General features: G+C 48.3%; 7 protein-coding genes. 2 read left to right on the top strand and 5 right to left on the bottom strand.

Translation table 11 applies throughout. The features are described from left to right. Positions 1-6 precede the first annotated feature (6 nt). The 5 genes from T495_RS0113770 to T495_RS0113750 all read right to left on the bottom strand — a co-directional run bounded on the left by T495_RS0113770 (position 7) and on the right by T495_RS0113750 (position 11,428). Positions 7-3,042 (bottom strand): SusC/RagA family TonB-linked outer membrane protein, encoded by a 3,036-nt coding sequence (locus T495_RS0113770; protein ID WP_033149092.1) that lies wholly within the window; start codon positions 3,040-3,042, stop codon positions 7-9. 16 nt (positions 3,043-3,058) lie between these two features. After that, positions 3,059-3,946 carry a hypothetical protein gene (locus T495_RS0113765; protein WP_028902497.1) on the bottom strand — a complete coding sequence of 296 codons (888 nt, stop codon included), beginning with the start codon at positions 3,944-3,946 and terminating at the stop codon, positions 3,059-3,061. A 255-nt stretch (positions 3,947-4,201) separates the two neighbouring features. Further along, positions 4,202-5,638 carry a RagB/SusD family nutrient uptake outer membrane protein gene (locus tag T495_RS0113760; RefSeq protein WP_081832144.1) on the bottom strand — a complete coding sequence of 479 codons (1,437 nt, stop codon included), beginning with the start codon at positions 5,636-5,638 and terminating at the stop codon, positions 4,202-4,204. A gap of 18 nt (positions 5,639-5,656) precedes the next feature. Then, entirely contained in the window at positions 5,657-8,770 is a 3,114-nt protein-coding gene (locus T495_RS0113755) for a TonB-dependent receptor (protein ID WP_081832143.1), read from the bottom strand. A gap of 45 nt (positions 8,771-8,815) precedes the next feature. Then, positions 8,816-11,428: a M14 family zinc carboxypeptidase gene (locus tag T495_RS0113750; RefSeq protein ID WP_081832142.1), complete on the bottom strand. Its 2,613-nt coding sequence runs from the start codon at positions 11,426-11,428 to the stop codon at positions 8,816-8,818. Positions 11,429-11,780: 352 nt separating this feature from the next. On the opposite strand from T495_RS0113750, the gene T495_RS0113745 reads away from it, so the two are divergent. Both T495_RS0113745 and T495_RS0113740 read left to right on the top strand, forming a co-directional pair. Next, positions 11,781-13,718: a TonB-dependent siderophore receptor gene (locus T495_RS0113745; protein WP_231495120.1), complete on the top strand. Its 1,938-nt coding sequence runs from the start codon at positions 11,781-11,783 to the stop codon at positions 13,716-13,718. A gap of 6 nt (positions 13,719-13,724) precedes the next feature. Beyond that, a complete protein-coding gene (locus T495_RS0113740; protein WP_028902500.1) occupies positions 13,725-14,051 on the top strand; it encodes a heavy-metal-associated domain-containing protein in 327 nt (108 codons plus the stop codon). Positions 14,052-14,079 lie beyond the last annotated feature (28 nt).

Below are 14,079 nucleotides of genomic sequence, written 5' to 3'. Positions count from 1 at the left end.
CTGCATTTAAAAATCAATCGTTAACTTAGCTGAGAGTGTACGGTATGATGGATAGTTAAAGAAATCGGATGTACCGGCACTGCCATCATAGTTGTCACCATCAACATTGACACCAGTGAACTTAGTCAGGATGAAGAGGTTACGTCCGAGTAAGGCAAAGCGCGCTTTCTTTATCCACTGTCCAAGACCAAGGCGTGCTACTGGGATATTGTACGAGAGTGATAGCTCGCGTAGTGACACATAGCCTGCATCCTCAACCCAATAGTCGGTGGGCAACTCAGCATTGAATACCTGTGTTGCAAAAGTGAGTGGAAGACCGGCTTGTGCAGCTTTATCGTCGAATTCCGAGCGTGACACATAAGCCAGATACTGTACCGTTTCGTTATACTTCTGACCACCCTTCTTCCAGTCGAGCGAAGCGTAGAGAGAGAACGGACCATAAGTGAAAGTATTGCTGAAACCTACAGTGAAGTCGGGCTGTGCATCACCAATCACTTTGGTGTTTCCTGTTTTCTCATCTACATAGAAGACTGGTGCTTCGTTCTTGGTGCCTAATGCAGCTTTCTCTACTACAAAGCCTAATGAGTTAACTGTGTAATCGTTCAATGTCTTTGTTCCGTCGCCGGCATTTGTTACATAGCCAGCCTCGTTAGTCTTTAACTGCCTCAAATCCGTAAAGATACCATATCCCCAGATGGTAGAGGTGCTTAAACCCTTGTCGCGACGATAGTCACCGTCTGTAAAGGCAGGGATATCTCCCATGTCGGTGATTTCACTGCGGACACGGCTGAACGTCAAGCCTGCATCCCAAGAGAAATTCTTGGTATTGATGATACGACCAGAGAGCTCTAACTCCAAAGAGTTTGACTTAACCTTACCTAGATTATCATAGATGGTGGCAGAACCCTGTGAAGGCGTAAATGAGGGAACTGAGATAAAGTCGTTCTTACTTCTTGCGAAGGCATAGTTGAACTGTACGTTCAACCAGTTCCAGATAACGGCATCGAATCCGAACTCTGTCTCTGCTGTGATGGCACGTTTCAGATCTGTATTGGCGTTTTGGGTAAAGCTGACACCACCCGAATTCGTCAGTGTTACACGGCTGTCCTTTGCACCATAAGGTGGCAGACTACCAGCCTCACCATAGGCAACACGCAGTTTCAATTCATTGACAGGACCTAACTTAAAGTCTTGAGTGAGTCGATAAGCCACTGACGCACGAGGGAAGAATGCCCAGCTGACGTTGCTGCCAAAACGTGAGCTTTTGTCAAGACGTCCTAATACATCCAAGAACCACTTGTCTTTCCAGCTGCCTTTGAAATTCAGGAAATAACCGTAGTTGACCGTTTTCTGCCATGTAGAAGAAATGCTACGGGTTGAAGCATCTGTGATGTTTAGTGATTTTACAGGTGCAGTCAGATTGTAACCATTAGTACTGAACCCGTCTATCTGCTCATATTCGTAGACACTTTTGAAAGCTGCGCTCAGATCAAAGTCACCAACCTTTTGGTTATAGTTCAGCTGGAACTGGGCGTTTCTTGTATTGGTCTGTCTGGTTGTCTTCTCATAATAACCATTGTTTTTGGTCGCGTCTACTGACAGTGTCTCATAACCAATAGGGTAATAGTTCTCTGTCAGATAGTCTGTACGCTGGATAGAGTAGGCTGCCTCGGCACTGAATGCTTTGGATATCTGGTATCTGGCTTTCCATCCAAGCAACAGGTTCTTAGTCGTGTAATCGTACTGTCGATTGGTAAACTCATAGAGTGGGTTACTGAATTGGCTCGATACCAGATTCAGACCATCGGGGGCAACCAAATATTTGCCTGATTCATCTTTCTGTGCCAGGTTAATGAACGGCTCCAGCAACAGGGCTGAATACACCAGTCCGTTGGCACTTGAGTTGTTGGCAACATACGAGGGATTATTGCTCACACTGTATTGGGCGGTGAACTCGGTTGTCAGTCCTTTGACGGGCTTATATCCTAAGTTAAACAGGAAACTCTGCTTCTTATCAGCATCGATGGCACTGGTAACACCACCTTTCGACTGGTTCTGGAAAGATGCATAGATATTGTACTGCTCGCCTGAGGCACCGAGTGAAACGGTATTGTTGTAAAAGGGCTGGTCGCTCAGCAGGTTGCTGATGTTATCGACAGGATTGATGTAGGGATGAAGGTTAACAGAATATCCATTCTCCTGGTAATCGATAACGCGACCACCCTGATTCAGTGCAAACGATCCATCGCTATTCACCTTGTAGTGATGATATTGTGAAGTTTTAGGAATATTGATGGCATGGCTGAATCCTAACTCGTTGTCGAGTGTAACGCTCAGTTTGTTACCTCTTCCTTTTTTGGTGATGATCTGAATGACACCACCTTCACCACGGGTACCATAAAGTGCTGATGCTGCGGCACCTTTGACAATCTCGATAGTCTCGATATCTGTTGGGTTTATGTCAGATAATGACAGTGAGGTTACAAAACCGTCAATCACAATCAGTGGCTCAATATTGCCGTTGATGGATTTTGCTCCACGAAGATATACCTTTGCGCCAGAATTACCATCGGATTGTTCTATTCTGATACCGGCCACTTTTCCACGTAGGGTGGTTGAGGCATCGGTTTGAGGAACAGCGCTGATTAACTCGTCGCTCACCTTTGTCAAGGCAAAGGAAAGCCCTTTTCTGGAGGTGCCTTGTGCTACACCTGTTACAACGATACCTTCCAAGCTGTTAGAGTTCTCAATGAGTTGTATCTGAACAGGCTCGTCGAAGTCATATACATCTACATCGAGGGCACGATAGCCTACATATTCCACTCTTAGGGTCAGGGGGGCTTCAACCTTTGTCTGTAGACTGAAGTTTCCGTCTATATCGGTTACTACACCTTTTCCCTTTTCACTCTTGACAATCACCGAGGCGCCTATCAACGGTTCACCTGTTCGGACATCGGTGATATGGCCAGTAACCAGGCCCTGTGCGAGGGCCGCTAAGGGCCCTATTGCAACGAGTGTTGCAATAAACAATCTTTTTACCATAAGTATGTGCTGTGTTTTACTTAAGATTCAACAATCCAAATTCGTGGTTGTATTTTGTGCCATTGGCCAGTACCCATTCCAGGAATTTGTTTACTTCATCGTCGGCATGGTTCACGCTGATGCCGACTTTCTCAATAGCCACTTCGGCAATCTTACTGCTTTCAAGAGCAGTCAGTAACTTGTCGAGTGTACTGTTATCGTTAAAGTTGTCGGCCAGATCCTTCTTGATGTCCAATCCTATCAATGAAAGTTCGCTCTTGAGCTGACGACTTTCCAGGTCGAAGATGTTGGGTAATGCGTTGAACGACACGCCAAGAGGATCCTTGGCAAGTGCGCTGTTTAAGAATAAATCGTCGCCAGAGATGCGTTTGCCACGGAAATTACTGCTTTCTTCGCCGAAATTGTGGGCGAACGATGAGGCTACCGATGTGGCATTGCTTCCGCTATAGATGGTGAGACTCTCAAAGGTCTTGTTCTTCTTGACATCCTCTTCGAAATCGTCGTTCAAGAAGAAGAGCTGCTTAAGTTTCTTATTATTCAGATGTTTTCCTTCGAGCAGTCGAGCTGCCTCAGAGCTACGTGCAGTGATAGGCAGCACGGCAGTCTCTCCGAAATAAACAACGTGGCTAATATTTTGTGTATTGTTGTCCTGATTGCCAAACGTGACAAGCAGGTCTATACTGTTCAGACTGCCTGAGCCTTTTGCAAGTTGGAAGGTTACGCCTGGCTCAGTTTTGGCGTACTCTTCTATCCATTTCTCTACCAGTGGTCGTGCAAAGCGGGGACTCTTGATGGTGCGTATGTTATTTTTTGCGTTGGTCTCGTTGATGGCGTTACCTTCTGCCCAGATATTGTTCAGACCAAGGCTTAATACTGCTGCTATAACTAATACTATTCTTTTCATAATCTTTACGTTTTGTTTGATTTATACCTATTATATATACACTCCCTTTCATTGTCATTGCCATCATACAACAGCAACAACAGCTTTCTTGCATTTGCATTCGATTCATTGTTTTCATACGTTTATTCATTTTTATAATTACTAATTGTTTCTGGGTGCAAAGGTACGGCGATTTTAGTACCCCTGCAATCCCAACGATGGGGCATTTGGCATACCATAAGTATGGTATTTCGCCAAATGCCCCACTAAAAGGGCTTATTTTGCAGCTGTATTGACCAGTATTTCGTAGGATGGAAGTGACCAGCAGTAGGCTGTGCGGTTGCTGGGCGTTGCTACTACAACGGTATCCCATTTGCCGTTGGTACGGGTGGCGGCAGGATGGATGAAGTCTTCTGCGCGACGGCTGATGTCAAGGCCACGTATACCTTCACCGATAAACTCTGCACGGCGCTCGAGATAGATGGCCTGTCGCAGTTCTTCGCCTGTGAGTGACTGGACATCAAGGATATCGCCTGTCGGGATGGAACGGCTGCGCACCTGATGAAGCAGCTCGGCGGCTTTCGCTTCGTTGCCGATATTGAAATAGCTCTCAGAGAGGTTGAGCAGGGTTTCGGCATAGCGGAAGATATGAATCCACTCCAATGGGGTAGAGTACTCATCATACTTTTCGTACCATGTCTCGCGTCCGTTAGCAGGATCTACCTTGATGAACGAAGTGCGACTGTCGGCAGCCAGACGATAAGCAGGGATGGTGACGATACCTGTGCGTACGTTGAGGGTATCAATATAACCGGCACCGCTCGAGATATAGCTGGCTGGGTTGCCGCCGCCACGCTCGGTGTTGGTGAAAGGCAGCGAGTAGATGTTCTCTGAAGTATGATAAGGAGCATCAAACATATCGCGTACGCTGTTACTCAAGGTAAAGCCCGTCACCTTCTCACCTTCGTCAATGGCTTTCTGCCATTCTTCCTTGGCCATGTAGATACGCTGTAGAAGCATGTGGGCGGCAGCCTGTGAGGGAATGGTAGGATCAATCGAAGAACCGCCTCCTGCTGGTAAGGCTGCAATGGCACTTGCATTCAGGTCATTGATAATCTGCTCGTATACTTCTGAGATCGTCCATAGTGGCGCTTCGTTATGACCAGGCCCTGTGACGGCTTCGGTATGGATAGGGATGGCCTTCGAATTGGGATCGTAGGCATAGGGAAGCGAATAGACCTGTGCCAGATAGTACCAGCTGATGTCGCGTATGAATAAGCAGCTGGCTATATACTGCTGGCGCTTGGCTTCAGATATTGGCAGGTTATCTCTGTTTTCGAGATTCTCTTTCAGAGTGTTGGCGGCATTGATGGCCAGATAGCCAGCCTGAAAGAAGCCCGGGTTCATGATACTGGTTTGCCCTACCGTCATGTTATAGGTGTCGGAATGGGCATACGTGTTGTTGCCTGTATTCACAAAGTCATCGCCACGGTTATCGAATATCACTGCAATGTTTCCACCAGCGAAGTTGCTGGTCTTGAATCGGGTATAGACGCCAGCCATGGTGGCATCGATGAGCTTTTCTGAGGCAAAGATGTCGGCCTCTGTTACATCGAGTTTTGGATTCTTGTCAAGGAATTCATCGCCGCAAGCTGTCAGCACAAAGGCTGACAGAAGGGCTATGGACATAGATTTGATGGATATTTTGTTCATAATCGTTCTTCTTTGGGTTTAGAATGTGACATTAGCACCGAAGGTAATTGTACGAGTCAACGGTGTTGTGTTTGAATCGATTCCTGAGCGAAGGTTCGTATCATTGTAATACGAGTTGATCTCTGGGTCGAAACCTGAATAGCCTGTGAGGCAGAAGAGGTTATGTGCCTGGGCATACAGTCTGACCGAGGTGATGCCCAGTTCTTTGCTCCACTTCTTGGTATCGAACTGATAGCCGATAGACAAGCTTTGCAGACGGATAAAGTCGCCTTTCTCAATCAGGTCGCTGATGGGGTTGGCTGTACCGTTCGAGTAGTTGTCGTTGTATGAAGCCTTGGCATACTTGGCATTGTCGCCAGGCTGCTGCCAGATATTGTTATAGTACTCATCTGTACCGCTCCACATGCGTCCATCGGAAAGTGTGGCACGCATAGAGTTAAGAATCTTGTTACCACCCGAGAAGTGGAAGTTTACTTTGGCATCCCAGTTCTTGTAGCGGAATGTATTGCTCCATCCACCATAGTAGGTAGGTTTGGTGTTGCCTGAGATTTCGGGCTTCCAGTCGCTCATGGTGTACTTCGAGGGAGTCTCGCCATCAAACTCATAGAGCTGAGCGCCGCCTTTACCGTATTTATAGATGAGTAGAGCACGATCGTATGTACCATCTTCTTTCTTGATCTTCACGATGCGGCGACCGGTTTGTGGGTCAACGCCATCTGAAGGATAGGTGTAAAGCTGAGCCATTGAGTAGCCTTCGGTGGTGATATTCGAACCAGAGATGATATTGTCGGCCAGCTCCAGTACCTTGTTCTTAACAAATGAGATGTTGAAACTGCTGGTCCAGATAAAGTCCTTCTTTCTGATCAGGTCGCCACTTACGCTGATTTCTATTCCCTGGTTGAGGGTCTTGCCGAGGTTGGTAGATACAGAGGCGCCCACGATACCAGTGGAGTAGGCCTGTGAAGCATCCAGAATCAGGTCCTTCGATTTGGCATAGAAATAGTCGATATCCACATTAAATCTTCCCTTCAGCAGTGATGCACTGATACCGATATCGGTGGTTCCTGTCTGTTCCCAGCCTAAGTTTGGGTCGTTGATGCCTGATGAGATATAGGATACATCGCCATTATAGGTCGATGCAGAGTAGACACTCTTCGAGGCATACCAGCCTACATTGGCGTTTCCTACCACACCATAGCTGGCTTTCACTTTCAGGTCGTCGATGACACGGCGCAACGGACGGAAGAAATACTCGTCGGAGATGCGCCAAGCACCGCTGACACCGTAGAAGTTACCCCATTTGCGTCCCAGTTTCGAAAGACCATCGCGGCGCCAGTTGGCTGTCAGGTAATAGCGATTCTTCCAGTCGTAGGTGAAACGGCTGATATAGCTGAACAGACTGCTCTCCAGAATACTGCCTGAACCGCCATAAGTGAGGTAGGCTGCCTCGACGTACATCTGGTCAGGATTACTCAGTGTAGTGCCTGTGCGGGTGACGACGTGACGATTACTTTCAGAAGCCTCTATACCAAGCAGGATGTCGAAATGATGCTTCTTGACGTCGAACTGATAGTTGGCCGTATTGGTCCAGGTCCAGCTTCTCAGGCTTGAGGTGCCGGTACGGCTACTGCCGTTAGGATAGCTGCCGCCATGCAGTGGGGTTCCGAACGACTCGTTCTGGATCAGTGTCCAGTCGATACCATAAAGCGATTTCAAGGTGAGTCCCTTAATAGGCTGTATGTCTACATAGCCATTGGCAAGGATACGGTTAGTCTTCGACTCGCCATATTGTCCACCTTCAATCAGTCCTAATGCATTATAGTAGAATACCTCGATGGCATTGTTACCCTTACCAAGATTGCGTGGTGCCAGTTCTGAGGCGTAGAACGAACCGTCCTCATTGTGAGCAGGTACGTTAGGCAGGTCGACATAAGCCAAACGTGTGAGACCCCCCATGGCGCTAAGTGAACCGCCGCGAGAGTCATCGGCTGTGTGAATCTTACTATAGGTATAGCCGGTGTTGAAACCTACCTTTACATATTTGTTGAGTTTATAGGTACCATTGCCTTTGAACGAGAAACGGTCGTATTTCGAATCAATGGTGATACCTTCCTGTGTGGTGTAGCTACCCGAAAGATAGTAGGTGGCCTTGTCGTTTCCGCCCTGCAAGTTCAGGTTGTGGTTCTGTGATACACCTGTGCGGAATATCAGATCTACCCAGTTGGTGCTGACGATGTTACCGTTCTTGTCGGTCATCGTTGCATAGGGCAGGTTGTTGGGATCGCCGCCGTTGTTCAGCCAGCCTCGGTTTTTGATGTCAGTGTACTGGACGGCATCCATGGGCTTGAACAGTTTGGTGGCCGAGTTGAAGCCGATATTATAGTCGTAGGTCAGTTTTGATTTGCCAGCGCTTCCTGAGTTTGTGGTGATCAGTACGACACCTGCTGCGGCTCTCGAACCGTACATGGCGCTGGCGGCGGCATCCTTCAGGATATCAATCGATTTGATGTCGGCTGGGTTGATATCTGAGATAGGGTTGTAGTCGGTGTTCGAGGCAATGTTGCTCGAGTTGATGGGCACACCGTCAACTACGTAGAGCGGTGTGACGCTCGAGGTGATGGAGGCTACGCCTCGGATATTGATGACTGGGGCAGAACCTACCTGTGAGCCTGAGGTGGAAATCATCACACCAGCGGCATGTCCTTCCAGAATCTGGTCGATACTATTACCAGTTACGCCTTTCAGCGATTCTTTGTTGATAGAGGTAATCGAGGCGGTCAGGTCGCGAAGCTTGGCTGTACCATAACCTACTACGACAACTTCGTTCAGCAGTCTGGAATTCTCTCTCAGGAAGATGTCAACAGGCTCGCTGGTGTCGTAAACCTCAATCTCCTGCGACAGATAGCCAACGTATGAAATGTCGAGCGTATAGGGTTCCTTGCCTGCTATCTGGAGTGAGAACTGACCATCGATGTCGCTCACGGTGTTGTTGCGTGTTCCTCTGATCTGAACGGCTGCTCCGATGATGGGCTCCTGGGTACGGGCATCGAGTACCCGTCCCTGAAGCACCTCCTGAGCTGCCACATCGAGGGCTGCAATCAGAAAACAAATATATATTATCAGTCTTTTCATATGATGATGTTTTTTTCTGTTTCTACTTACTGTTTCTGGTTTTGATTATGGACGAAAGCGCGATGCACCCGACACGTTCTTGCCGAAGAAGAGGGCATTGGTCAGTATACGACCGGTGCTGAGCCAGTAGCCGCGATAAGTGGGCGACTCGCTGAACAGTACTACGGTTCCTGCTCCTACATTGTCGAAGGCAATCACTGTGGCATCTTTCAGCAGTTTCTGGTTCTGCTTTGTCAGATAGCCGCCTAACTGCTTGTCACCCTTCAGCTGTAACAGTGAGGCATAGGGACTCTGCGGACGGGGCAGGATGTAATTGCCCGACTTCATGGTGTAAAGCTGACGGTTATGAATACCGAATGCCAACGGATTGGTGATGTCCAGGTCGGCAGCATAGAGCACGCCGCCGATTCGGTTCGGACCGTTCTGCTCGCGCTGCGAAGCATAATCCAGGCGCTTGTAGTCTTGTTTTTCGTCCTTCTTGCCTTCCTCCAGCTTCTTGTCATGAGAGGCGAAATGGGTGGTGATGCCTTTCTCGATGGCCCACTGTGAGGCACGCTGCGATGTGATGAGTACACCACCGTTGGCCACCCAGTTCTTCAGACGCTCAACAAACTTGTTGGAGAACTGCTGATAGGAACCATCTACCAGGATGATGGCTGTGTAACGGTCGAGCGGTGCTCTGTCGGCATTGTCGGCAAAGATCTTTGTCAGAGGAATATGGTGATGATTGCCTAAGAGCTGCCATGTCTCACCGATGGCTGTCCAGTTGATGCCGCCGTAGCCGCCAGTGCTCACAAATGTGGCTACTACAGGCTTCTTCACTTCCAGAATATTGTCGCTACCCAGATCGATACCCTCGCTGCTGGCGCTGGTTGATACACTATAGACCTTCACGTCAGTCTGGGCAACTGCTTTCTGGATGACGTGATATACACTATCGGCAGGGATTGTCTGATACACCAGGGGGATGACCAGACTTCCTGTAGCGAAATGCTGGGCGCCGGCTTCTGCTGTCGAGGCAGTGAATGCCTTAAAGGCGGCCTTGACATAAACATCATTGTTGAGCAGTTCGTAGAGCACACGTGGCGCATAGAAGTCAGCGTAATCAATCACGTAGGCGAACTGTGATTTGCTGAAGCTGTTTGTTGCAGGAGTTGGCACTTCCTTTACCACCTCGCCGAGGCTCACGCCGGTAGCGTTCTTAACGAATGGGAAACCATAGCCGTGGGCTGTACTCCAGGCTGTGATGTCCATGAAGATACTATCTACAAACTCTGTGTGCTCCTCGAAGGCAGCATTCACCAATCGGTATTGGGCCTGTGCCAGAGGAATTACATAGGCGTTACCAGCCTTGAACTGCTTGTTGCCCTGCGTATAGTCCTTTGCCAGTTTGTGTACCTCAATCTTGTGGCGCAGCAGATTGTCGAGGAAGAGGTTGGTGGCTCCTTTGTTCTCCTGGTCGCCAAATACGATGAAGCCCTTTCCGCCTTTCTGTACGGCGCTCTTGAAGAACTCCTGCTGGTGGCGCAGGAATACGTTCTTCTTATCTGTACCTGCTTTCAGGGCACCAATGCTGGTGCGTACGTTGTCGCGGATATTCTTGGCAAAGCGGTGCAGACCGAGTGCCGACTCTACCTGTACGCCTTGCGAGCTGCCTACCTCGAGTGTGGTGCCCACACCGCCTTGGAAGTCAGGATAGGTTGAACCATAGATGGGCGAGATGTTGTCGTAATTCTCCTTGGTGAAATAAAGTGAACCGATCTTGTCGAGTTCGGCTCCGAAATAGTCGGCCAGAATCACGTTCAGCTCTGTATAGGTACTTTCAGGAATCGTATAGTTCCATGTGCTGCGTACGGGCGATGGCTCGAAATAGTAGCTGCTGTTCTTGCCCATCTCGTGATAGTCGGCATAGATGTTGGGATACCACTGATGGTAGTAGGCCGCACGTGCTCTGCTCTCAGGATGTACCAGTGCGAACCAGTCGCGGTTCAGGTCGGCATAGAAATGGTTACCACGAAGTGGGGTGAAACTCTGGGTGTGCTCAATGTCCAATGCGTCGTCGACGGGAGGAATAGAGTGGAATGAGTTAAAGTATTGTGCCGCGCGCTCACGTCCGTCGGGATTCAGTGCCGGCTCAATCAGGATAACGGCATCGCCCAGACGTTTCACGATGTCGGCATCCTGGGTTGCTACGAAGTAGTAGGCTGCCAGTACCGATGCATCGGTGCCTGCCAACTCGCCGCCATGCACGTTATAGCCCAACTGGATAATGACCTTCTGGTCGTCGTATGTGGCAGGATAGCCATAGTTAGGGTCTACCAGTTTAACGTGGTTCTGACGGATGTTCTCCAGATTCTTGATGTTCTCTGGTGTTGAAATGTGTAAAATGACGTATTCGCGTTTTTCATGTGATTGCCCGATGACCTTCAGTTGTGCGCGGTCTGATAGCTTGTCAAGCAGGCGGAAATACTCAACTACCTTATCGTATCTTACGAGTTCCGAACCAATGGGGAAACCGAAGAAGTCCTCAGGTGTGGGTATCGATTTGTCGAAGTTGTTGTTACTGCCGAAATAATACTCGGAACTGTTACCCTTAGCCCAGGCTGCGTTCAATGCCAGGCTGAATACCAATGTTAATGCTAATACCAATCTTTTCATATCCTTTATGTTTTGTTTGATTTATACCTATTATATATACACTCCCTTTCATTGTCATTGCCATCATGTCGCAATCGCGCATGCTTGTCATGCAGGTGTTCATAGAACGGCTACGCATTCGATTCATTGTCTTCATAACTTTTCTCCTTTTTAATTGATAAATATTTCTGGGTGCAAAGGTACGGCGATTTCCTTGTTCCCACAATCCCTACCATGCGGCATTCGATATACCATAGACGTGGTATATCAATAGTTAATAAAGATATAATGCGCGATTAATTCATTTTTTATGCATAACTTTGCGCCCGAAATGAAGAAAAGACGATACTATACTGGACTGATAGTCATTCAAATGGCGATTTCGGGAGTTTACGCACAGACTCCCATGGATACAGATTCCTTGCAGATGCTTGAAGGTGAGCATCTGAAAGAAGTGCGTGTGACGGCTCATAGCCATCGTGCCAAAACCAAAGGGCTAAGTAATACCGACTTTATCAGTAGTGGCGATTTGCTACGGGCAGCTTGCTGTAACCTTGGTGAGAGTTTTACTACTAATCCATCGGTGGATGTGAACTATGCCGATGCTGCAACGGGCGCTCAGCAAATCAGGTTGCTGGGACTGAGTGGCACTTATGTGCAGATGCTGACGGAGAATATCCCCAACTATCGTGGCGCTGCGGCTCCTTATTCGTTGGGCTATATTCCTGGTCCTTGGATGCAGAGCATTCAGGTGTCGAAAGGGGCTTCATCGGTAAAGAACGGCTATGAGTCGATAACGGGTCAGATTAACGTGGAGTTCAAGAAACCGCAGGCCTCGCCCTTTGCCGATGCAAACCTGTTTTATAATACAAAGGGAAAACTGGAAGCCAACCTTGGGGCTAATCTCAAACTGTCAGAACGCTGGAGTACGACGTTGTTGGGGCACTACGAGATACTCGACAAGGCACACGACGAAAACGGTGATGGTTTTGTGGACATGCCAAAGGTACGACAAGGTTCGCTCATGAGTCGCTGGGCTTATCTGAGCGACGGCTATATTTTCCAAGCGGCTATAAAGGGGCTGAAGGAACATCGTGAGGGCGGGCAGATCGGGCATCATGTGGCTGCTATGCATCCCTATCTTATCGACATCACTAACGAGCGTTACGAGGCTTTCGCTAAAAATGCCTTTATCTTCGATCCGGAACACGGCTCGAACATTGCCTTGATTCTATCTGGTTCGTTGCACCATCAGAATGCCATCTATGGACAAAAAACATATCATACAGACCAGCGCAATGGATATGCCTCGCTGATGTTTGAAACGGATTTTGATGAACATCATAGTCTTTCTACAGGTGTTAGCTTGAACCACGATCGTTTCGATGTTGACGAGACTACCCCTGGAGTTTACGCTCAATACACCTATAAGGTAGGCGAGCGTTTTACCCTGATGGGCGGCCTGCGATGGGACCATAGTAACATCTATGGTGGCTTCCTGACACCTCGCATGCACCTGAAGTATTCACCTAATGATGTTCTGACCTTTCGTGGCTCTATTGGTAAGGGATATCGCACCAATCACGTGATGGCGGAGTATAACAATCTGCTGGCCAGCAGTCGTCAGATTATTATCGACGACAATCTTGATCAGGAGGAGGCATGGAACTATGGTCTCAGCGCTAATCTCAACATTCCTATAGGCGAGCGGAAGCTGGAAATAAATGCTGAGTATTATTATACCACCTTCCAACATCAGTTGTTGGTGGATATGGACAGTAATCCTCATGCCATCCACTTCACCAATCTTGTGGGCGATAGCTACTCGCATACCTGGCAGATGGAGGCTACCTACCCATTGCTCGAGAGCCTGACAATGACAGCTACCTATCGTCGTACCAATGTGAAATCGACCTATGGTGGTGTGCTTCGTGAAAAACCGCTTACCAATCGCTACAAGGCCCTCTTCACTGCCCAGTACAAGCCCGGCTTGGGCAAATGGCAGTTTGATGCCACTCTGCAGCTGAATGGCGGCGGACGAATGCCTGATGCCTACACAACTACTGGTGGCCAGCCTGCCTGGGAGAGCAGTTATAAGGGCTATGAGCAACTGAACGCCCAGATTACCCGTTTCTTCCGTCACTGGAGTATCTATGCGGGAGGCGAGAATATTACCGGTCGCCGACAGCAGAACCCTATCATTGCTGCCAGCAATCCCTGGGGGCAGGATTTCGATGCCACGATGGTATGGGGCCCTATGCATGGCGCTATATATTATATAGGTATAAGATTGAACTGGATTAAAATATAAAACGTTATGAGAACAAAAGCATTATTCATCGCAATGGCATTCGCAAGCATTTGCCTGGCAAAAGACATCAAGACCGTTGTGCTGACTACCAATCCGCAGATGCACTGCATCAGTTGTGAGAAGAAGATTAAGGACAACATCCGCTTTGAAAAGGGAATTAAGAGCATCAAGACTGATCTTGACAACAAGACCGTTACCATCGAATACGATGCCGATAAGACATCTGTAGCCGATATCATCGAGGGATTCAAGAAAATCAAGTACGATGCCACTGAAGTAAAGTCTGCTCCCAAGAAGGTTGATGCTGAAACAGGAGCCACTCCCCGAAAGTAGCAGAAACAAAACTTAATGGTATCACTAA

The organism is Prevotella sp. P6B1 (assembly GCF_000702825.1).
Taxonomy (GTDB): Bacteria; Bacteroidota; Bacteroidia; order Bacteroidales; family Bacteroidaceae; genus Prevotella.
This window is presented reverse-complemented; position numbering and strand designations above follow the sequence as displayed.

Excerpts from the sequence above, each read along its gene's own strand:
- T495_RS0113770 (WP_033149092.1), bottom strand. The coding sequence starts at position 3,042 with ATGGTAAAAAGATTGTTTATTGCAACACTCGTTGCAATAGGGCCCTTA.
- T495_RS0113745 (WP_231495120.1), top strand. The coding sequence starts at position 11,781 with ATGGCGATTTCGGGAGTTTACGCACAGACTCCCATGGATACAGATTCC.
- T495_RS0113750 (WP_081832142.1), bottom strand. The coding sequence starts at position 11,428 with ATGAAAAGATTGGTATTAGCATTAACATTGGTATTCAGCCTGGCATTG.
- T495_RS0113765 (WP_028902497.1), bottom strand. The coding sequence starts at position 3,946 with ATGAAAAGAATAGTATTAGTTATAGCAGCAGTATTAAGCCTTGGTCTG.
- T495_RS0113740 (WP_028902500.1), top strand. The coding sequence starts at position 13,725 with ATGAGAACAAAAGCATTATTCATCGCAATGGCATTCGCAAGCATTTGC.
- T495_RS0113755 (WP_081832143.1), bottom strand. The coding sequence starts at position 8,770 with ATGAAAAGACTGATAATATATATTTGTTTTCTGATTGCAGCCCTCGAT.
- T495_RS0113760 (WP_081832144.1), bottom strand. The coding sequence starts at position 5,638 with ATGAACAAAATATCCATCAAATCTATGTCCATAGCCCTTCTGTCAGCC.